Origin of the sequence: Pseudomonas sp. NFX5, assembly GCF_049132125.1 — a bacterium.
Classification (GTDB): domain Bacteria; phylum Pseudomonadota; class Gammaproteobacteria; order Pseudomonadales; family Pseudomonadaceae; genus Aquipseudomonas; species Aquipseudomonas marginalis.
On sequence record NZ_JAFMZG010000044.1, the window covers coordinates 645,375 to 665,979 of the forward strand.

General features: G+C 58.2%; 23 protein-coding genes and 1 pseudogene. 2 read left to right on the forward strand and 22 right to left on the reverse strand.

Annotation, left to right across the window (positions count from 1 at the left end):
- Nucleotides 1-30: 30 nt before the first annotated feature.
- Nucleotides 31-294 carry a hypothetical protein gene (locus J1N02_RS30925; RefSeq protein ID WP_421148233.1) on the forward strand — a complete coding sequence of 88 codons (264 nt, stop codon included), beginning with the start codon at nucleotides 31-33 and terminating at the stop codon, nucleotides 292-294.
- On the opposite strand, the gene J1N02_RS30930 is transcribed toward J1N02_RS30925, so the two are convergent.
- From J1N02_RS30930 to J1N02_RS30970, 9 genes and pseudogenes are all read right to left on the reverse strand, one after another.
- A complete protein-coding gene (locus J1N02_RS30930) occupies nucleotides 254-832 on the reverse strand; it encodes a lysis system i-spanin subunit Rz (protein ID WP_421148234.1) in 579 nt (192 codons plus the stop codon). The two genes, J1N02_RS30925 and J1N02_RS30930, sit on opposite strands and share 41 nt — an antisense overlap.
- Nucleotides 829-1,362, reverse strand: coding sequence for a glycoside hydrolase family 19 protein (locus tag J1N02_RS30935; protein ID WP_421148235.1), 534 nt, complete (start codon nucleotides 1,360-1,362; stop codon nucleotides 829-831). The genes J1N02_RS30930 and J1N02_RS30935 overlap by 4 nt, the downstream gene beginning before the upstream one ends.
- Nucleotides 1,363-1,418: 56 nt before the next feature.
- The gene (locus J1N02_RS30940; protein WP_421148236.1) at nucleotides 1,419-1,811 is read right to left on the reverse strand and encodes a hypothetical protein; all 393 of its coding nucleotides are present in this window, start codon (nucleotides 1,809-1,811) and stop codon (nucleotides 1,419-1,421) included.
- Nucleotides 1,812-3,354: 1,543 nt separating this feature from the next.
- Nucleotides 3,355-3,622 (reverse strand): annotated as a pseudogene (locus J1N02_RS30945) (hypothetical protein); the annotation flags it as partial.
- A gap of 9 nt (nucleotides 3,623-3,631) precedes the next feature.
- Entirely contained in the window at nucleotides 3,632-4,288 is a 657-nt protein-coding gene (locus J1N02_RS30950; RefSeq protein WP_421148237.1) for a hypothetical protein, read from the reverse strand.
- 322 nt (nucleotides 4,289-4,610) lie between these two features.
- A complete protein-coding gene (locus J1N02_RS30955; RefSeq protein WP_421148238.1) occupies nucleotides 4,611-8,177 on the reverse strand; it encodes a phage tail protein in 3,567 nt (1,188 codons plus the stop codon).
- Nucleotides 8,178-8,229: 52 nt separating this feature from the next.
- Nucleotides 8,230-8,679 carry a hypothetical protein gene (locus J1N02_RS30960; RefSeq protein WP_092489126.1) on the reverse strand — a complete coding sequence of 150 codons (450 nt, stop codon included), beginning with the start codon at nucleotides 8,677-8,679 and terminating at the stop codon, nucleotides 8,230-8,232.
- 43 nt (nucleotides 8,680-8,722) lie between these two features.
- Entirely contained in the window at nucleotides 8,723-9,316 is a 594-nt protein-coding gene (locus J1N02_RS30965) for a tail assembly protein (RefSeq protein WP_092489127.1), read from the reverse strand.
- A gap of 55 nt (nucleotides 9,317-9,371) precedes the next feature.
- Nucleotides 9,372-9,794: a hypothetical protein gene (locus J1N02_RS30970; RefSeq protein WP_092489128.1), complete on the reverse strand. Its 423-nt coding sequence runs from the start codon at nucleotides 9,792-9,794 to the stop codon at nucleotides 9,372-9,374.
- Nucleotides 9,795-9,941: 147 nt separating this feature from the next.
- Here J1N02_RS30970 and J1N02_RS30975 point away from each other — a divergent pair, with 147 nt between their 5' ends.
- The gene (locus tag J1N02_RS30975; RefSeq protein ID WP_092489129.1) at nucleotides 9,942-10,439 is read left to right on the forward strand and encodes a hypothetical protein; all 498 of its coding nucleotides are present in this window, start codon (nucleotides 9,942-9,944) and stop codon (nucleotides 10,437-10,439) included.
- Here J1N02_RS30975 and J1N02_RS30980 read toward each other — a convergent pair.
- The 13 genes from J1N02_RS30980 to J1N02_RS31040 form a co-directional block, all read right to left on the reverse strand.
- Nucleotides 10,402-11,217 carry a C40 family peptidase gene (locus J1N02_RS30980; RefSeq protein WP_421148239.1) on the reverse strand — a complete coding sequence of 272 codons (816 nt, stop codon included), beginning with the start codon at nucleotides 11,215-11,217 and terminating at the stop codon, nucleotides 10,402-10,404. The two genes, J1N02_RS30975 and J1N02_RS30980, sit on opposite strands and share 38 nt — an antisense overlap.
- 2 nt (nucleotides 11,218-11,219) lie before the next feature.
- Nucleotides 11,220-11,972 carry a phage minor tail protein L gene (locus J1N02_RS30985; protein ID WP_421148240.1) on the reverse strand — a complete coding sequence of 251 codons (753 nt, stop codon included), beginning with the start codon at nucleotides 11,970-11,972 and terminating at the stop codon, nucleotides 11,220-11,222.
- An 11-nt stretch (nucleotides 11,973-11,983) separates the two neighbouring features.
- On the reverse strand, nucleotides 11,984-12,322 hold the full coding sequence (locus J1N02_RS30990) for a phage tail protein (protein ID WP_421148241.1): 339 nt from the start codon (nucleotides 12,320-12,322) through the stop codon (nucleotides 11,984-11,986).
- Complete coding sequence (locus J1N02_RS30995; RefSeq protein ID WP_421148242.1) at nucleotides 12,322-15,672, reverse strand: phage tail tape measure protein; 3,351 nt, start codon at nucleotides 15,670-15,672, stop codon at nucleotides 12,322-12,324. Before J1N02_RS30995 ends, J1N02_RS30990 begins: the two co-directional genes overlap by 1 nt.
- Nucleotides 15,669-15,938, reverse strand: a complete 270-nt coding sequence (locus tag J1N02_RS31000) for a DUF1799 domain-containing protein (protein ID WP_421148243.1) — start codon at nucleotides 15,936-15,938, stop codon at nucleotides 15,669-15,671. The genes J1N02_RS30995 and J1N02_RS31000 overlap by 4 nt, the downstream gene beginning before the upstream one ends.
- A gap of 47 nt (nucleotides 15,939-15,985) precedes the next feature.
- Complete coding sequence (locus tag J1N02_RS31005; RefSeq protein WP_032877397.1) at nucleotides 15,986-16,366, reverse strand: phage tail assembly chaperone; 381 nt, start codon at nucleotides 16,364-16,366, stop codon at nucleotides 15,986-15,988.
- Between the two features lie 3 nt (nucleotides 16,367-16,369).
- On the reverse strand, nucleotides 16,370-17,017 hold the full coding sequence (locus J1N02_RS31010; RefSeq protein WP_068931884.1) for a phage tail protein: 648 nt from the start codon (nucleotides 17,015-17,017) through the stop codon (nucleotides 16,370-16,372).
- Nucleotides 17,018-17,408: 391 nt separating this feature from the next.
- Nucleotides 17,409-17,825, reverse strand: a complete 417-nt coding sequence (locus J1N02_RS31015) for a phage tail terminator-like protein (RefSeq protein WP_421148244.1) — start codon at nucleotides 17,823-17,825, stop codon at nucleotides 17,409-17,411.
- Nucleotides 17,822-18,478, reverse strand: coding sequence for a hypothetical protein (locus J1N02_RS31020; RefSeq protein ID WP_421148245.1), 657 nt, complete (start codon nucleotides 18,476-18,478; stop codon nucleotides 17,822-17,824). Before J1N02_RS31020 ends, J1N02_RS31015 begins: the two co-directional genes overlap by 4 nt.
- Nucleotide 18,479: 1 nt before the next feature.
- On the reverse strand, nucleotides 18,480-18,872 hold the full coding sequence (locus J1N02_RS31025; protein ID WP_421148246.1) for a hypothetical protein: 393 nt from the start codon (nucleotides 18,870-18,872) through the stop codon (nucleotides 18,480-18,482).
- Between the two features lie 2 nt (nucleotides 18,873-18,874).
- Nucleotides 18,875-19,252 carry a hypothetical protein gene (locus J1N02_RS31030; RefSeq protein ID WP_421148247.1) on the reverse strand — a complete coding sequence of 126 codons (378 nt, stop codon included), beginning with the start codon at nucleotides 19,250-19,252 and terminating at the stop codon, nucleotides 18,875-18,877.
- A 10-nt stretch (nucleotides 19,253-19,262) separates the two neighbouring features.
- A complete protein-coding gene (locus tag J1N02_RS31035; RefSeq protein WP_421148248.1) occupies nucleotides 19,263-19,568 on the reverse strand; it encodes a HeH/LEM domain-containing protein in 306 nt (101 codons plus the stop codon).
- A gap of 56 nt (nucleotides 19,569-19,624) precedes the next feature.
- Nucleotides 19,625-20,602 carry a major capsid protein gene (locus J1N02_RS31040; RefSeq protein ID WP_421148249.1) on the reverse strand — a complete coding sequence of 326 codons (978 nt, stop codon included), beginning with the start codon at nucleotides 20,600-20,602 and terminating at the stop codon, nucleotides 19,625-19,627.
- Between the last annotated feature and the right edge of the window lie 3 nt (nucleotides 20,603-20,605).

The window sequence follows — 20,605 nt, forward strand, 5'->3', positions numbered from 1 at the left end:
CGGGGAAGCACGTTGCTACGGATCCACGTTATGAAAGACATCTATCTGCTTGTTGAACACGGGAGAGATCAGGGCGAGGTCTACATATTGGGTTGGTTTGACGACAAAGAAAGCGCTAGTGACATGGCGGAAGCAAAGGAATGGCAGGCCTACCGCGCCGCTTTACGTGGGGACGCTTCATGGTCCATGCAAGCACCAATACCACCCGACCAGACTAAATATCGCCGGTTTTGGGTTCATGAGATTTCCAAATTTAATGCTGCTCAGGCGCCTCTGGCATCGGCGGTTCACTAGCCTGACCTCCTCTCAACCTGCTGCCTGATACAACGCGCACATATGCCTGACAAGCACGCAGCGCGATCAATCCTCGGTCTCCATCGCTGGTGATGGCGAGAATTCGTTGAGCATGCGCTGGGTCAAGTTGGGCTCGACGGACTGCATGAACCACGCCGACGGCGCCGGGGGCGGAAGGCACGTTGCAGCCACTGGCTGGGTCCGTTGCGTCGAGAAGGACTGACAGCCGCAGATCAGAAGTGGCAAGGCGATCGCGCAGGCGAGCCTGGTTGCGCTGTGCATCGGATATCTCCTTGGTGTGTTGTTGGTCGGAGGTGGCCAGGGCCTGTTCGGTAGCCAGGCGCTTGTCCTGCTCGGTGCGGACCTGGTTGGCGGCGGCATTCGAGATCGTGGCTAGGTCATCCTTGTGCAGGCTGGCCTGCTCAGCGAGCTTCTTGCCCATCCGCCAGTCCTGAACCTGCCAGGTGACGCCCGCGGCGCCGGCCATCAGCACCACGATCAACACCACCAGCCCGACCAGCTTCTGCACCGGCGTCACGCCAACACCTTCTTCGCCCGCTCCCACAACTGCTGGCGATCCTCAAGGCCGTTGAGCCCGCCATTGATGCGACGGGTGATCTTCACGAAGTCGCCCTGGTCCGCAAGCGTGTTCAGGCCCTTGGTCGACCAGAACCAGGCCGCCGACATCGCGGCGTACTGCGGCTGCTCCAACAGTTCAGGGTTGCTGATGAGGTCTACGCCCAACGCTTCCCCGCACGCGGCATGGTTCGCCCGTCCAGTGATCTGAATAAGGCCCCGTCCTCTGTACTTGGAGCCATCGCCCGGCACGGTGTTGCCCAGGTCGGCACGACCCTCGTAGCCGGCCTGCTGCGCCGTGGGGCCCCATATCTCGCGCACGTAGCGAAGTTGGCCCGACTCGTGCCCGACCTGGGCGATGAATGCGGCGATACGCAGTTTGGTCACGATCCCGTACTTGCCCATGGCAGCATTCAGCACAGGAACAAAAACGCCGGCTTGGCGGCCGGCGTTCGGGAGGATCTGCAGCAACTGCTGCTCGGTAATCGGCATGGTTATCTCCGGGCAAAAAAATACCCGCTCTTAGCGGGTTCTGGTGTTCGGTAGCGTCAGGTCGGCGCGACAGGACGCTTGCCGCTGTCAGGGAATTCAGGGTTATCGGCGGTCCACTTGCGCAGGGCCAGCCAGTATTTCTGCCACCCAGAAACGGTTCCAGAAATACCCTCCTCTCCATAGGTGAGGGCGGTCACGGTTTGCTGCGCGAGGGGCATTTGCTCCTCCCGCCAGGCGTTCTCGGTGGCGATGAGCTGGGAGGGGCTTTCCGACCAGGTCAAGGTATCAAAGCTCCAAACCTGATCCGCCCATTCCGGCGCTGGAGCCTTTATAGACCCAAAGGGCGGGTCCCCATTCCACCCACCAAGATATACACCATTGGCGTTTACATAATGGAAAAGCTCAGAACCTTGAAGCTCCTCAATAAATTTAACCGTTTCTTCAATCATGCGTATAGCTCCACAACAATATCTACCTGAGCGGGGGTTACGGTAGTAGCTGCCCCCGATGCAGAGGCTGAAAACATACCGTTACTTGCAATTTGCAAAGTTGCGGCTGTAGTTGTCGGCCTCCTTATTTCCGCCCCAAAGTTACCCGAGCCAGATACAGTCGTCAGGATTGAAGAAATTTGCGAAAGCTCACCGACCGCCATTCCATTAATAGCCTGTTTATATTTGAGTTTGATAACTGCAAATGACCAGAGGCTCCCTAGCGTATGCGTAAGGTTCAGAGTTCCGCCGTTTGTCCAAGCAAGATCGGCACTCGTCCATTTTTTGGTTACAACTTGCTTAGACTGAAGGTCAGAAATTGCAGCAGTATTTTGTCCAAGAGTAACCCCTTGTTGATTAACGGTATTAGATAAAACAGTTACGTCAACAGTTCCTTGGTTTACTGCGGTCTTTGCGGCAACGATGCACCATATTCCCGTAGTGCTAGCCGGGCGGGTCTCGCTACCTACACGCGGCGTACCGTTGATACCGTCATTTACTGGGGCGCCAGTGTGAACACTATAAAGTGTAGCAATACCCGCATTCGTTCCAAGGCCTGCGGTAGTTGCCGTGTCCGCAGTATAGGGACCGAAGGAACCAGAAGTTGAAGATGCCTGAGCAGTTTTAAACTTCATGCCTTGAATTTGGTCAGCCTGATGCAGCCCCGGTGCGCCTGCAGAATTCTTGCCGTCACCACGGAAAACCATCGCAGAAATAGTATTGCCGTCTGGATGCTTGCCGTTATCGTCCGGGAGGCGAAAGTCCGTCGAACCATCACCGCTAGATGGCAATCCTCGGCTGGTATACGGGGCCGCTAGCCAAACTGCATCGGATACACAGAATGGCTGGAGCAGCGCCCACAACTCCGGATAAAGCGCACGGCCGTTGGTGACTCGCTGGCCGTCCAGAGGAAGCTGCCCACCAGGAATAGTCGCTCGGTTGAACTTCCACTGGGTCATCGCACCAACCGGCAAACCGCCGCCGGCGTCGCCGTAACTCCCATCACCCTTGAGGAATTTATCGCGATCGGCAATACCTGGTGCAGGCGCAAGCCCCTTTACTCCCGCAGCAGTTGCAGTAGCACCAACCATTGGGGACAAGCCCTGTCTAATCTTGTCAAACCCGCTGGCGCTTAAGACCTGCAGCGACGTAATGTCGTTGTTGTCCCCGCTTGCAGCCTTGCCTATGGTTACCTCCTCGGCGTGGGCAGCGGAATCAGCCGCTGCAGCTGCTGAAGCCGCGGCCGCCTGCTCCGATTGAACAATCGAATCCCGAGCAGTTTCTGACCGATCTGCGGCTGCACCTGATGCTTGAGCAGAAGAGGCGCTTTGCTGAGCAGCCAGCTGTGCAGCGTCTCTGTTATCTGTGGACAAAGAAGCAGCAGCGGTGGCAATACCTGCCTGTTCAGTAGCACCCGCCTTAGACAGCGCAGCAGACTCAGCAGCCTCGGTTGCGGTCGCCACCTGGTCCTGCATGTCAGCAACGCCGCTGGCGATCATCTGGGTGGCTGCGCGCAGGGCGTCAGCGGAGTCTTTCACGTAGCCCTGCATAGGTGCGAGCGAGTAGCCACCCGAAGTCACTGCGGAGCCCTGGTAATTCGGTGCGATCGACAATGCCGTGTCGCTGGCAATGTTGGTGACTTCGTACCATTCACCGTCAGGACCACGGAAGGCGTCACCGACGCGTGAGTTCGCAATGAACGATGTGCCGGTGCCGATCACAGCATTACTGCCCTGCGTAACAGCGACAGTTCCTGTTTTGTACCAGGTCATGTGATACCTCTAGGAAATTGGTTTGGCCCAGACAACTGGCGTATATAAAGTTGTTTGTATATCAACACCGATAACCTGAATAACCAATCGGTTATTGCCATAATCCCAGACTGCATACATGTTTCCTTGCCTTGAGGTACCGCCCGCAACATCCATTGCAATGTTGTTCAACAGCATATAGTCGCCAGTATTTAAAGGGGAATATGCGGTCCAGCTCAACCTGTACACGCCCTGACTTGTCTGCTCAGCTCCGAGGTAGCTCCATCCGGATATGGTTCTCGTAAACTGGGCAGCCGGGGTTCCATTGTCGAAAAGCAACTTGGAAGATCCGTCCCAAAGCCTTAATCCGAACTTAGCCGTTTCTTGCGACTTAAAAGCAGCGGAAAACCATGAGCCTGATGTTCCCTGCCCCGAAACGCCAGAGAAGGAAAAACCAGACCAGGCGCCGGCTGAGCCATAGACTTTGCAAAAGCAAAATGTATTCGATTGGTTAGGCCTTACAAACACCAATGGCGGTTCGGCAGTTGTTACAACGGCAGGGAAAGACACACCGACCCCGGATCCGTTTCCGCTCCATGTGCCGCGAGCAATTACAACCAATCTAGAAAACTCAGAATCCAAAGTTACTACATTACCGCTATTCACATAAGTTAATCCAAAAGCCATTATCTGTACCTCATGACTAACAGCCTTTGAGGGGTTAATCCTATAGGACCAGTCGATCTTGATGGGCACCCAAAATATATAGTTACCCCTCCAGAACCAACTACTGGTGTGAACTGAATAGCGTAAGGGCTCTGCGCGTCTGTGGTGTAGTCGGATATAGGCACGCAGACAGCAGAATGGGTAGATGGGTCAACTCCAGGGATAGAGATAAACGTACTTCGTCCTGACGTACCAATCACTGCTGAATAGGTAACCCCAACAGTAAACGTGTTTTCATCTAACTCCAGAACGCCTGTAGCGCCCCATATCCTGAGCCCCCCTATCATGCTGTTAAATCTCCAAGCTGCACGCGTTTAACGCCGCTCTCGTCGTAGACCTTAATTGCGCGGTTGGTCATGGTCAGGCGCCCACCACCAGGTGCAGGTCCGTTGAACTCAAGGTTGCCTGCCTTATCGAGGCGCCACCCCTGAACCCCGGCGACGTAGTTGTCAGATTGCAGCGCCTGCCCGATCTTGAGCATGGTGATGCTACCGTCCTGAATGAAGGCCGAGTTCATGAACACTTGGCCACCCTGTACGGCGAAAGGAACGCTGACGGCGCCGCCAGCAATGGTGTTGACGATTGCGAAACGATCAGCGCTGACCAGAAACTGGCTTTGCAGAACACCTTCAACGTTCTCGATTCCGAGACCGACACCTGCATACACGTACTGCCCGTTTTGATTGAGCTGCATCTTCACGGACCACATGGTGGACAGCTTGCCGTCTGTATCGGCCTGTGCCTGGCTTACCGTTTGGATTTCAGCCGTGTTTTCCCCGATGGCGACGCCAACCTGCTGAATAGCCTGCGCAGTCGCCTCGCGATCGCTGACCACGACGCTTTCGAGTTCGGTCACCGAGCCGCTAACTTCAGCCACCGAAGCGGTGAGCTCCGTCTGCCGCTGCACCATGGCCGAGTTCTGCGAGGCGCGCGTCTTCACTTCCTGCGCGAAACTCGCCGAGGCGTTGTACCCCTGGAGCGCATCCGCCAGGTCGCCCTCGCCGGTGTCATCCCGATAGGCTGACTGCAAGGACTGAAGGCTCGACGCCTGGGCAGTGACCACACCGTCCAACTCAGTGATGCTGGTGGTGTTGAGCTCTACCTGGCGCGCCAGTCCGTTGGCGGTGACCAGCACCTGACCAACGTCCACCCAGTACGCGGCGTTCGGCGGCGAGGTATCCACCGGCACCAACTGCGTGGCTTGGTAGATCCGCTTTCCGACCACCACCAAGTCGCCCTCGAGGTAAACCGACTCTGGGTCGTAGGCCGACAGCCCATCGAGCGCATCAATCTGCGCCTGCAGCCCTGGAATCTTGTCAATTTCGTCGACGATGTCCTGGCCAAGCTCCGTGCGGCCGACCTGTCCGGCGATCAACTCCAGCACCGGCGCCGCATCTGCGCTGGCCTGGCCCATCACGCCATTACCGACCGGATAGAACGGGCCGATGTTGCCGGTCCTATCCACCAGGCGGGCCCAGAAGAAGAACTGCGCGCCGGCCTGGAGCGCCTGCATGCTGTAATCCGCCTGAGGGTGCGCCAGGTCCGCCAGCTTGGTTGCCACCGACAAGTCATTGGCCTGGCCATACCACAGCTCGGTGCGCTGGGTGTCCTCGGCGCCAGCAGGGAAACCCCAGCGAATACCGATGCCGAACAGTTCGCTGGTGGTGGTCAGGAACGACACCGCTGGCGGCAAGCCAACCTTCCCTTCCAGGTTGGTCAGGTTGGAGCTCTTCCAGATCGACGAGATCTCGAAGGCGCTCACCGAACGCACCCGGGCCAGGTAGGCGCCCGAGTAAATTCCGGTGACGTCCACGCTTGTTGCGCCCGTGCGCTGCAGCTTGATCCAGTTGCCGCTGTCCTTGCGCCACTCCACGTCATACGCAACCGCGCCAGCCACAGCGGGCCACGAGATGTTCATGGTACTGATGGCCAGACCTTGGTCAACGGAGTAGTTCGACGTGATGTCGACGCTCGCCGGCGCCGGTACCACGGTAATTGGCACAACGCTGATTGGGCGCTCCTCCAGCCGGGCGCCGGTGTCGATGTGATCGAACTTGCTCGGGTCGTACTGCACCGCGGAGATTTCAAACACGCCAGGCTCCGGCCGCGCCACGCTGACCACGCGATAAAGCGGAATGGCCAGGTCGTCGGCATCCAGCGCCCACACCAGCTCTCGCTCAGGCGCAACGGAGTAGGCAACGGTCACAGTGATCTGTCGGCCACTTACCAGCTGCACGGTGCGGCCCTCGCACTTGCCGTCGGGCAGGTTGAGGATAAGGCGGTCGCCTGGCTTTGCCTGGGTGTCACGGTCCAGGGTGATGACCTTCCCGTTCACCGCCGAGATACGCCCGCCAACCGGCCGACCGGCCAGGAGTTCGTCGGCGATCGGGATTACGTAGCCAGGCAGCGGGATGCGCCCGTCGAGGCCGACCTTGAAAGTGACGGCCCGATCCTTGGAGTTCGTGAGCAGCGCCCACTTGCCCCGGCGCTGAGCCTCGGATTCGCGGGTGCAGCCGATGGCACTGATCTCCAGCGGGTTGTCGCCGTAGCGCCGCTGCAGCTTCGGATCGGTCACAGCCGTTACGTCGGTGTCGAAGTTGTTCAGCGGGTTGTCATAGCTGACCAGCGCGCGACTGTAACGGGTACGTTCCGATGCGCTGGAGTAAGTGAACTTGCCATCGATCACGTTCGCCCGGGTGTAGGCGAAGTCGAAGTCAGTGGCACGCGGCATGTCCGATAACGTGAATACCTGGCCTTGGGCCCAGTAGGTCATGCCGCGGTAAATCGCCGAGATATCGCGCAGTAGCGACCAGGCGTCAGCCTTGCTCTGCAGGTTCAAGTTGCAGAGGAAACGCGGCTCCATGCCGCCCTTGCCGTCCGGAATCAGCTGATCGCAGTACTGCGAGATGCGGTAGAGCTCCCACTTGTCCACCATCCACGGCTTGATACGACGGCCAAGGCCGAAACGGTCGCTCGTGGTTATGCCGTAAGTGTGCCAAATAGGGTTGTCGGTCCAGGCCTCTTTGAACGTTCCGTCCCAGACGCCCGTGTAGGTGCGCGACCTGGTGTCGTAGTTGCTCGGCACCTGCCATTTCCGACCATCGCACTCGATCGTCACTGCTGGGATGCTGCGGAACTGTTCCGCAGAAAACTCGATGTAAAGCAGCGCGGTGTTCGGATACCGGATCTTGGCGTCGATCACCTCAGTGAAGCCGGCAATCTGCATGGTGTCGGAGATTTTATTGTTGTTCTGGTTTGCAGTCAGTCGAGTGATGCGCAACAGCCACCCGGTTGTCGCGCGCGGCAGATTGATTCGCCGGGTTCGCTCGTACAAGCTGGTGGTCTTGCCGGATACTGCCTCGTTCAAAACCTCCTGGTAAGTTCCACCATCCGTTGCCAACTCGATCTTATACCCGATCGTGTAACCGTTGATGTTGCCGCCGGAATCCACCGATTGGAGCGCAGGCCAGGCAAAGCGCACACGTACAGCTGAGAGCTGGGTATTGGTGATCGCTCGAACCCACCGCGTGCCGCTGCGCAGCTCGGTGCTGATGGTTGTTTCGTTCTCGACCGATGGGATGCCCTGGATATAGGACTGGTCCACAGCCCCGCTGCGCCACTCCCACTTCACGTTCGGGAAGTTCATGTTCCCCTGCGGGTCTTGCAGCGGTGTGTTGTCGAGAAAGATGTCCTTGGCGGTAGGAGCACCATCAAACTCGCCCTCACCCACAGCAATAAGCATTTTCGCAATTGCGACGGAGCGCAGGCTGTCTGGTGCCTCGGTTGGGGTTTTAGGCTTCTCGGAACCGCCCTTGGCGCCATAGACATCGATCTTGCGTGCTGCGCCCATGCTTTTCTCCAGACGTAAAAAAACCGCCCGGGGGCGGTTTTATTTGAAAGATTCAACCAGTTATTGTTATCTGTATATTTCGTGTCGCAACACCATACGCATCCGCCAGCTGAGAAATAACAGCTTTCATATCTATTGATTCTTTAAGAGGCTCCGGCCGAGCTAAAACGTTATCCCGCCCATTAAAAAGATCTTCTAAATCTTGCTTGTTATATTCGTTAAGCCACTTAGTCCCTGGCACTGGGACTGTGCTGATGTAGCTCTTCTTAACAATTTCAGAAAATCGAAACCCTGCAAAGCTCGGATCTTCAGTGCTAATTGTAATCTCATCGATTTTTGCAACTGCTCGAATCGAATTACCAACAACAAAAGCAACGTACTTAAACTTAGAGGGATGGTGCTCTAGAAACTCCTCATCAAAATACTGAAAACCAAACCCTTCAAAAACTTTTGAAAGATTTTTTTCGTCATCAAGTTTAATTACCACACCTAACGTCGCCATAAAACTCCATTTCTTAGCGCTATTCAGAGCGTCAGAATATAGACTACAACTGATCTTCGGCATAGATGGCAGCGCTAATAATTGCGCCACCCCATCGCCGGCGGCCAGCGCAAAGCGAGACAGGATTGCCGGAGGCCGTTGTGTTCTTGGCGCTGCCGAAGGCGTAGCCGGGGGTGTTCTCGGGGGCGGCACTCGTTTTAAGTCCGCTGGCTTGAGGGCTCAGCATCTGGATAACACCGCCGGCGACAAGACCAATGCCCGCTCCTATGAGCGGAGTACCGAAAGGCGTTGCAGAGAAAATAACACCCACAACAATCAAGATCGCACCGACGATGGTTTGAAGGATGCCGCCGCGCTTGCTGCCTACGACCACGGGCGCAATGCGGATGTCTCCGGAACCGTTGTAGCTCAGCTCCTTCTCCCCGATATTGCGCTTATCGCGAAACACCGCGAATTCAAGGCCTCGAGACTTGGCATTCGAAAGAAACCGCTCGAACCCAGGGATCTGCACGCATAGTGCTTTGATCGCCTCCGCCGGCGATTTCACCGCGAGCCTGAACGACTTCCCGAACTGACGTAACTGCCCGTGCAGACGAATCGTTGTCATGGGTTGATAGTTGATCGCTGATGCCTGCATCACTTTCTCCGGACAATAAAAAACCGCCCGGAGGCGGCTTCATGGCTTTCTTGGTTCAGTTGTAATCGACATAGGGCCCAATGTAGAACCCGGCCATGTCGCCGCTGATGCGGTACAGGCTTTCCTTGCCAGGCTGAACCGTCGCTGCGATGGTTCGAATTGCAGCGCCTGCGCACAAGCCAGAGCCTGCTAGACCGGCGCCCAGATTGGGCGATCCCGGCGGAAGGTAGAATGTAGCCCGCTGACCAGTACCGATTTTTGCAGCCATGCGGCCGTCGACATAAACAACAATGTCGCAGCCAGAGCCGACAGCGCCCGAGTCGCGTACCACGGTGATTTTTCCGCTCTCGCCAGACGGTTTAGTCTGGAAGGCATAGACCTCATCGGACGGTACCGGCTTCGCATCCCGCACTGAGATCGCCGATGAGGCGCACCCCGCCAGCATCGCCACCGCCACAGCCGCTATCAAAATCCGCATGTCGTTCCCTCTTTGGTTTGGCGGAACTGTAGCACTGAGACTCGGCAACAAGAATTCGACATGCAAAGAATCGGTCTTGACAGGTGCGCTCAGCATAGCCATTCGCTAAAATTCGCCCCTTTTTTAATCCATGGATGCAGAATAGAAATGAGCAGTTCCAACTGGGTCGCAATCGTATCTGTAGTCGCCACTTCCCTAGCTACCGGCTACTCCACCTATTCAAACAACAAGTCCAATACGGACTTAGAAAACACGAAGCAAGAGCACATGCTGTCAGTGGAAAAGCTCAAACAAGATAACTTAATTGCCCTGGAAAACGTAAAATCCACTCGTGAGCAGAATACCTTCTTACAAACGAAAACCCTCGAAGTTCGCACACAATACTGCAATGAGGCGAAATCTCTATATAAGGAGCTCGGTGACTCGGTAATTAATTCACAGGATAGCAACTATGTGGTTCAGTCCGCCGCATCGAAGCTCGTATCGAAGCTTACGATACAAGCATATGCATATCTTGATAACGCTATTGCCGACACCTATACGAAGCAAACAAAAAATTCTAACACACCCGATAGCAGCGCAATTTTAGCTGCTCTTGCAACACAAGTCAGAAGGTGTGCGGCGATGAAACCGAACGACGCTTAAATTCATTTGGGGTCACAGCCCCCGAACTTTTGCCTTTTTGCCTCAAGATCAGCCGGCTTCGGTCATGCCATGGGCCGCCGTATACGATGATTTCAGAAGGCCTCCCGTACAGGTGGTGCAGCAGGAACGGACCAGGGCCGAACGCTCCAGACTCCTCGCCAGGTAGCGAAGGATCGTTGCCAAGGTATATGCCTGCGTGGTTCGGGTGGGCCGTCCGGCCAACCTGCATAACGATCATGTCGCCGCGCTGTGGGCGGTCGACACGCACGAAACCGGCAGCCTCGTAGTTCGCCTCGTACAGGCTGGTGTTCTCCGCACTCTCCCACCAACCATCGGTGCGCTGGAATGCTTCGAACTCAAGGCCCCACTCACGTTGATACCAGTCAACGCAGACCTGCCAGCAGTCCCAGGCCCCATGCACGAACGGTCGCTTGAGCAGCGGCGTGCTGCCCGTTGGAGTGATCGTGCGCATGTCGCCCTCGGGCCACGACAGAATGTGCCAGGGCAACGCCGTGGCCTCGCACATGGCCAGGTCATGCGGTGACGGCCTGCTGGTGGCGTCCGGGTGTGAGTGAACGATGCCGATAACTTCGCCCAGGTCTTCCGCCGCAGCGTAGTCCTCGGGATCGAGCCGGAACTCTTGGTTCGGCTCCTTGGCGATGTTCCGGCACGGGAAATACTTCTGCTTGCGCCCGATGGCCAACAACAGACCGCAGCACTCGCGCGGATATTCCGCCGCCGCGTGCGCCTGGATGGCCGCGATGATGTGCTTACGCATGGTCAGCTCCTCGAAATCAAGCTGACGGCGGGGAATCCACCGAAACTGAGCTCGTTGTTCTCGCCGAAGCGCAGCTTGCAGGACGACAGGCACCCCTTGCACTGGTCCAGTGCTGGGTCATCCGTGGGGTTGTCCTCGTCGTCGAACATGGCCGCGCCGGTGTAGCCACAATCCGGCCCCCTATACCCATTGGTCATGGCCCAGTGGCAGAAGGTTGTCATCTGGCGCCCGGGAAGCCCGTGGTTATCGATCTCGCCCGGGGAGGACAGCTCCCAGACCACCGCCTCACCGTCCTCGCTGGTTTTCTGGTCGATGTACCAGATCTCCAGCGCTTCCTGAGTTGGGTCGGCAGTTGCGTTACCGTCAGGGTAGTTCGCCGCGTCCAGGTACTGGGCCAGCGTCTCACGGACCGTGAGCTTGAACTTGAGCATGTCCTCGAAGGCCAGACACAGCGCCGTGACGCGCCCGTTGACGTTGCCGGCGGCGAAAGTCGGCCGAGAGGCGGTGCCGTCGCTGCTCGAGGAGATACCCTCGATCTGCACCGGCCAGGCTGCAAACTCCTCGCCCTGCCAGATAATCGACTTGGCCGGCAGGTCCTCTTCGGACCCTTCGTAGGCAAGCAATTCCTCTCGCGTGTGCGGAATGGCGTGACCATGGAAACGCAGGTAATCCGCGCCGTACTCGGTCCCATCAATTTCAAACAGGCGAATCTCGCCGCCGGGCTGCAGTTTCTGGATGTCCGTGATCAGTGCCATGGGCAGTTATCTCAGGGATGAAAGGTTTGCTGGAAAGTCGCAGTGATGGCGTAGACCTGGCCGCCGCGATGCGCTGGCTTGTAGCCGTTGCACTTGTAGAGGCCAAGCTCACCCAGGGGCGGTTCCCAGAGGAAGCCCTTCGCCCCTTTGTGCCGGTCGAGGAAGTACATGATTTCCTTAATGCGCGGCTTCAGGCCGGTAAAGGTCACCGGCCAGGATTGCGACCGGTTGTTGATCCCATCCTCGACCGATTGCTCGTAGCCATCGCCAAACTGCTTGGAGCGGACGCGCTGGGCAATATCGCCTTCCGCGCCCTTCTCTGTTGCCCAGGTGAATCGTTCGATAGCCATCATCGCCCCTTAATTGCGTTGTTGATGACGCCGCCCTGGCGCATGTCCCTGCTCCGCAGTTCCTGGTATTTCTGCTCTACGAACGTCGCCAACTCCTTGCCGAAGAGGTCATAGCCAGGTGCATCAGCCGAGGAGGTAGCGTTGCCGTCGCCATCGATATGCACCTCGACATTGATCTGCGTTCCGCCAGCCCCACCGCCGCCCATGGCCATAACCCCAAGCTTGCCGCTCGACGTCCGGGTCAGCGGCATGATTGCCTCCTCACCAGCTTCACCCATGACGCCGGTTTTGCCATTGGCCATCCCGAAAGCCGTGGGCTTGCTGACGATGGAGTTCGTGAACGCACCGCCGTCGGCGAACATCTGCACACCGCTCGACCACGCGCCGCCCAAAGCCTGGGGAAAGTAGGTGCTGGAGTATCCGGCCGATGACGCCCCGAGGTTCGACGACGTGGCACCGGCAGACCCGGCGGCCATGCCGTTGCCTCCACCAGCAGCACTACCTCCGAGGTAGCTTGCCGCCGCGCCCACCAGACTGCCCAGCAATGCGGAGCTGGCTTGGCGGGTCGCGATACGCGCCATGTCGGCCAGGATCGATTTGGCGAAGTCCGAGAACGACGCCTTCCCGGTCATGGCAAAGTTGACGATGGAATCCTCCATGGAACTGAAGGCGTTGCCGAAAAGGCTTTTGGTTTGCCCGGCGATGTTGCGCGCCGAATCCAGGTAGTTATCCCAGGCTGCCGTTGCGCCCTTCGTCCAATCGCCCTGGGCATTCTCCACATCCGCATAGTTCTGCCGGATCTGGTTCGTCGCGGCCTTGTTCGCGTCTGCGAGAGCCTGCGATTTGCGCTTAAACTCTTCCTCCGACATGTTCCGCGATGGGTCGGATTTCTGGTTGGCAAGCTCCAGCGACTGCTGAGCAAACCGGTCCTGCTGGCTGTTCAGTTCGCCGCTCAGCGCGTTCTGGCGGTCACCCTGACCCACGCCGAGCACTGCACGCTGACCTGCAAGCTCCAAGGCCCTCTGTTGCTGCCCCAGCGCCTGCACGTACGTGCTGATCGCCCGCTCCTGCTTTGCCAGGCGCCCGGTTTCGTTGGTGGCGAGCACTTCAAGCTGACTGTCGGCATCCTTCTGCGCCTTGACCATTCCTGCGCGCGCGTCGGCGATCTTCTGGTCCAGCAGGATGCTTTGCGCAGCCGACGTGGACTTCTTGCCCTTGGCGGACTCAAGCGCCGCAATCTCTGCTTCGTAGGCTGCCGTTGTCTGGTCGAGCTGATTCCCGATCAGCGCCTGGCGCCGCAGCAGATAGTCTTCCTCAGACAGTAGGCCAGCCTTCTGTGCCGCCTCCAGTTCCTTCTGATAGTTCTTGTAGGTGTCGGTGATCGCAGCCAAGTCGTTCTTGGCGTTGTTGAAGCTGGTCAGATCAACTTGGGTGCCGGCGGTTTTCGGGTCCTTGTTTTTATCCCCAAGGCCTTTCAAAAGAATGTCGTACGCACCACCGGAAAACTTTTTGCCGTCGTAGCTCACACCGTCAAGCAGTGGCGATTTCTGCCCTGCCTTTTCTGCATTCTCGTAAAGCGCTTTGAACTGATTGTTCAGCTTCTCCAGTCCCGCTTTGCGCTTGTTCAGAGGGTTGACGTTGTCGAGTTGCGCATCCAGCGCTTTCTGAGCCTCGATTGCCTTCTGGTTTGCGTCGGCGTTCTCACCGGTGACAATTGCCAGGTTAGAGCTGGCAGTCTGTCTGGCCTTCAGGTCGGCAAGTTTTTTCTCAAGCGCCTCAGTTGAGTCGTCATGCTCACCGGTGCCCAGACCAAGAGCCGAGTTCAAGGAACTGAGACCGTTAGAGATGGCGCCCGCAATTCCGCCGCCTTTGCGGGTATCCAGAACGCGCTGGGTGATCTCGATCTGCTTGGCCAGGTCAGGGAATATCTCCGACCGGACTTCTGCGTACGCGCCTTTGATGGCGCTCTTGATCCTGTCCCAGTCGCGCTCTACGTCGGATAACGACTCGCGGTAAGTCTTCAGGCGCGTCAAGGCGGCCTGATTCAAATCTTCGCTGAGCACATCCAGGGCACGCTGGCTGTCGCCCTGGTCATCCAGCCCCTTGATCACCTGGTACTGCTCGAGGGTGATCAATCCGTACTGACTGCTGATCTTGCTGGCGGCTTCAGTTGCTGTATCGCCAGCGGTGGCAAAGGACTTGGCGAGTTCGCCCGCCCCCTGACCGGTAACTTCGCTGACTGCGGCTGCTGCTTCAGCCAGATTGCGCATCTGGGTGCCGCTGGTGGCCGCGCCAGACGCAAGCGAAACAACGGCCTCTCGCGCACCGGACAGGTTACCGGTAACACGCCCAGCGCCGTCGGCCATATCCTTCAGGCTGGCAATAGTTTGCCCCGCGCCATTTGTGCCGCCGTTGATCGCAGCATTGAACTCGCGCGCCTGTTTCATCGCGTCGAAGTAGGCATAGCCAAGCGAACCGATCACAGCGACCAGCAGGCCGGCAGGAAGCAGCATCCCTGCCAGGCTCTTCGCGGATTCACCGGCGCCAGCACCCAACTGAGCGATCGCGCGCGCCCCACTGCCTAGATCGCCTGCCTGGATCGCGTTAGCCAGCTGCATGACGTTTTCTTGAGCTTGGCGGGTACCGAGCTTCAGTTTGTCGAATGCGCCGGTTGCCTCAGTCAGCCCAGCCCGATCCTTACCGATTTTGGCCAAGGCCTCGTTGTAACGGTCGGCGTCGATCTGACCAGACTTGTGCAGATCATTGAGCGCCTTCTCCTGAGCCTCCAGCTTCGCCAGCTTGGCGGTTACTGGATCAATCCCGTTGACGGTACGCTTCAGCGCCTCAATCTGACGATTTTCCGCTTCGATCAGCTTCTGCTTCTGCGCCAGCTCTTTGGCTTCTGCCTTTTCAATCTTGTCGTAGGCCTTTCCCAGCTGATCCTGGTATTTCGCCTGCTCTTCGATGGTGACCAAGCCGCCCTTGCGGGCGCGCTCCAGCAAACCCTCGGCTTGAACCAGCGATTCCATGCTCGAGATATTGCCCGTCATGGCCTTGTCGAGCTGACTGATGACAGAGATTTCCGCTACTGCGCTGTCAGTGGCTTTGCGACTTGCCCCGGCTTGACGGTCCCTCGCTGCCGTTGATTTATCGATGCTTTGCGCAACATCCGCTTCGGCCTGGGAAACCTTTTTACCGGTGTTGGCCAGGCCTTCGCCCGTTTTGCCCAGGTCATCAATGGCCTTCTGGGCGCCTTCAGCGGAATCGACTAGCTTATCAAGATCATCAGCAGCCTTTGCGGCCTGTGACGACTCGACCGCAATACCCAGGGAAGCGAAGTTGGTGCTCATTTGTTTTCTCTCTGTTCCGCCATCACCTGCAGGGCTTCAGCCTCCATACGGCGGAAGTCGCTGAAAATGGTTAGTCGCTGGCTGATCGGTACGCCACACATCCGAATAACCCCGGAGAGAACGCTGTAGTCCATGCCTGTTGCGCCGCACGCACCTGTGCGCCATTGGGTGCTCATGGCCTCGAAGACTCTGAAGGCGTCCCAGTTGTCGGGCCAGATGCCTACTTCCTTGTCGGGAATGTCCTGGCGAGACAAGCCGAAGGCCAACAGATCTGCATCTGACGGCCCGGACTCGTACAGCGCGCGGGAGGCGCTTAGGAGTTTCCCAGGCGGGCCTCACTGAATGCTTCGGCGTAAGCGTTCAGCACGGCCTTAGGCGCCGAGTTGATCGAGTTGACGAGGATGCGCACATTTTCAGGCGTGAACTCCTCTTCGATGTCCCAGCCCACAACCACATCCAGCAGTTGATCGGCTTGCAGTGCGATCTGGGCGGCGGTGAAAGCTTTGAGGTCCATGTCGCCGACCTGCTTGCCCAGTTCGTCGTGCCGCTCGTTCCAACCGGTGTACAGCTCGGCGAGCGCAGTACGGTCCAAGTACTTAAACTCGAACTCCACCTTTTCGGCGTTATAGCCGGCGCGCTGGATCATCACCGGCGCCTTGAAGGTCGGTTTCTGGATCAACTTGAACTTAGCCATGGATTACACCGCAGCCGCGTAACGGGTTGGGCGACCGGTCAGCGCCAGGCTGATAACACGGGTCATCAGGTTGTTACGGGACATGGTCGGGGTCGATGTGATGGACACGTAGCCGTTGTAGATAATGCTGCTACCGCCCGGCAGGTTCAGGCGAAGCAAGCGAGCCTGCTTATCATCGTCCGCCGCCTCACAGACAGCCACATACGGCTTGGACGGATCGTCGGCGACGGTGAAGGTCAGCGTGATCGGGTTCTTTGTGGTCGGCATCTGGCGATCATCATCGTCAGCCAGGAAGCCGAAGGTTAGGAACTGTTGATCACCACCACTGGAATTCATCTCAGTAATCTGCGAGATCTCGGTGAAGGCCGTCACCTCGCGAACGGAACCAATCCCCGAGCCCGCGGGATACTGTTGAATGCTGGTCGTATTGACGCTCTCCAGCGCGAACGTGCCGCTGGCGATCTCCCCGACTCGAACGCCGCGACCATCCAGGCGGGTCCAGCCAGAATTTACGGCAATGATGTCGCCCTCGGCCAGGCCGTGCGCCGCAGCAGTCGCGACGGCTGGATTGGCATTGGTCAGAGCGGTGAAAGGGATCGCCGTGCCGTAGATGGACGCGATCTCAAGAGTGGCGCCGTTGGGCATTTGCATGGGTGTTTCCTCTTTTCAGAAATGACAAAACCCGCACAGAGGCGGGTTTCGGGGTTTGCCCAACGGGCTAAAAGTGTTTGCTGCTAATCGATTTTCATATTGCTTCTAACCTCGTCCAGAGGGATGCCGGATTTCGAGCCTACGACGACACCGGTAAGGCCACAGCTTGGGCAGCAGGCATGCTTATCCTCGTACCACTTAAGAATGTCAGTTGGCATGAGCCAGAGACCGCATCCGACGCATAGACACCGTTCGCTCAAGGCAATCTCTTCACGATTCCTATAGCAATGGTGCTCAACCCACTCACTTAGATACTGAAGTCGTTGCTTCCTGATTTCGTCCATCGCAGGTATCCCCACATCAATTCATGAAGGGATTCTACCGTTTTGGATCAGAGGGAGTCGGCTCGATATTCGAACGAGACCGACACGGTATATGTGGGCGGATCAGGAATGCCCGGACCAGGATCAACTGGCGACATCGTAACGACAGTCAGGCCTGCCTTTGTGTCTCGCGCATAAAGCGGGAACAGCGTGGTCAACTCAACCACAAGTGGGTTTGTCTTGGTCTTGCCGGTGCCGGCCGGGGCCACAATGCTGACTTGGTAGACGCCGATGAAAGCGCGATGGTCGCCAGCGAGCGTGCTGCTTGTGGTATCGCCTGGGAGCATAAACGCCCGCAGATAGGTCTCGCCGTCCGCCGGGTCATACTGCATATTCTCAAACACGACCTTGATGGGCTCTGCCCTCGCCTTGCTCCATGCAAGCAACTTGGCCTCGTATATGGACGCGATGATGGCGTGGCTCATACCTGGTTGTTCCTTGTGGCTTCGTCGACGATCTGTTGGAAGCGGGCCAGGGTAATCCGGACCATGCCGCCGGGAGCTTGGGTCGAATGCCCATACTCCAGCGGGATGCCGTACGGAAGATTATTCACGATGTAGGCCGTCTCGCCAGCCGTAAGTGCCTGGACTTGTAGTCGCAGCTTGGCCAACGTCGCACCGCCAACCGGGTCGACTTGGTCAAGTGTGCCCTCCGCCGGCGTGCCGATGGAAAACTGCCAGTTCCCCCGAAACCGCCCGCCGACGTAGTCCCTGCCCGCGACCAACCCGTTCACGTTGAAGTTCTGGTCGCGCTCGGTCTTGGTCAGGGGCTTGGCGTACTTCACGCCGCGCCGCAACTTGCCAGCCTTAGTGAAGTTCGATTCGTTGAGGTTGATGATCGTGTTGCGCACTGCGACCTTGAAGTCATAGTCATCGGCGGCCCGGGTGTTCGCCTGGCGGTGCGCAACGTTCGCCGCCCAGATCTCTGGGTTACCCACAGGCGACATGCGGATGACGCTGCTGCCGATCTCGATAACGATTTCTCGGATGGTTGCGTCGATACCGACCTGAGCGCGCTCGGCGAAGTCACGAATGTTCTCGGCAAAGCTGCCGTTCATGCTCGCGTATTTATTCGCCATGTCACTTCCTCAGTTGAACCGTCCACGTAGCATCCGCTGGGTCAGATGACACGTTCATAACCCGCAGGCCGTTGACTATATCGCCAATGGCCGGGGCAGCCGGTACCGCCGTCGGAACGCCGGCCTCCGACACGAACAGCTCGTTTTGCAGCACCAGCAGCTTCTTGTCGCTGGTCTGGATGAGGGAGCCGTCGATTTCCTTGGACAGGTAGCCCCCAAGGACGCCGCGCCCCGAGTACGTCACGGTGGTCTCCGGCGTTTCGCCGCCGAGGTCCGGGTCATACTCGCCCGCAACCTTGCGAACGCCTGTCACCGGCTTGACGGCATCTGCCAGGCCATCAGGGTCGTCGAACGACTCGGCCAATTCGGCCTGGATCTCTTCACGCATGCCCATGATCAGATCCTTTTCAGCATCATCACGCCGGGGCGCTTGATCCATGGTTCTAGCAGCGCCAGGGCGAAGTTGACGCCCGCCGACTGGTCGGTAGAGCCCGCCACGTAGGTCTTGCTCACGGACGTGCCGGATTGAGCCGAGACCGTCTTACTCTGCACTTCCTTCTGCGTTGCCGTGTAGAGCTTGCCCGCCGCCGCCTCTTTGGCGACCTGGGCGCCGGCTGTTTTGATCTCGGCCGGGACCGGATCGGGAACAGCCCGCTTTATCTTGGCTGTGAGCCAGGCATTGGCCATGGTCACAGCAAGGACCGGATCACCGGCACCGGCCCAGCCAGGACCCAGCGAGGCATCAACATCGGCAACGGTGATGTAATCGGTCATGTACTTGTCCTTATTCCGCTGGCACCAGGGCTTGCAGGTCTTCTTTCTTGGCGGCCGGGTCGAAGGCAATGCCCTTCTCGGTCAGCCATTCTTTCAGCTCGGGGACCTTCATTTTCAGAGGGTCGGTTTCTTTGCTCTCTGGCTCCTTGCCGTCGGACACCTTGATTCCGGCCGCTTGGTAGGCATCGAAGATATCCGGCGCATCGCCATCGACCACTACCTCGGTAGCGGAGCCGATGACACCGAAGAATTCGCTCAGCAGGCGGTAGCACACGCCGCGCTCTTTTCCTGGTTTGTCCGTGTAGATCACTTTCATGAGTCACCTCAAAAGCACCCCGGCGCCCATCAAGGCGCCAGGTTGTGTGGGCCGGATTACGGCGTGGTGGTACCGCTGATGACGGCGGCGAACGGGACCTGCTTGCGGCTGAACACGCGCTGCCAGTTCGCAGCAGCTGCGTACTGAGTTGCGGTTGGGCTGAGGTTCTGAGCCTCGGAACCCTTCCAGCTGAAGCCGGCTGGCTGGAGGATGTAGGTTTTACGCTCCCACAGCACCTCAGCGCCGCCACCGTTACCGCCGCCTGGCTTACGCTCCAGCTCTACCGGCACCTTCGGAGTACCTTCACCGTAGCCGAAAGCGCCCTGACCGAAGAACACGGACAGGTACTTGCCCGCGCCATATACCAAGGCATCGTCCATGAACACTGGCTTGCCGAGGTAGGTGGCCAGGATGATCTTGCCGTCGGAGTCACGCAGGTACTCGATGAGATCCTGCTTGACCATCTGGTTCATCACCACCGAGTGCACGCCGATCGCGCCGAACTGGTCAGCGGCATCGCCGGCGGTGAACGCAGCATCCTGGAAGGCGTTCGCGCTGATGGTCGCACCGGCGTCGATGACCATGTCACCGCCGTTGTTCGCGATGTTCGAGGCGATGATGCCGCGAGATGCGCCCAGGGTGTAACGCTGCCACTGGCGGGTCCAGTAGGTGCCGAAGCGGTTGCGGATCTGCTGCTGAGGTTCGGTGTTCGCCAGCTCAGCAGTCAGGTCGGTGACGCCGTAGCCTTTGTTGAGGTACAGGACGCGGGCACGCATGCTGTCTTGGGTGACTTTGCCGACTTCGCCTTGGTCGTTCGGGTCGTCGTTGCTGATGTTCGGCGCTTCATCGGCGTTGAGATCCTGCCAGTAGCTGATCTCGGCGGTGCCCTGGCTGCCGGAGGCGATCGCGTCCAGCACAGGCGAGCGAGTCACAATGCCCGACTCGTAGACAGCCGTCTTTTCCGGGCTGTTAACCGGCGCCAGGGAGGCGTAGTAGTCGCCGACGAAGATGTCGGTTAGTTGGGTAGTTGCCATGGA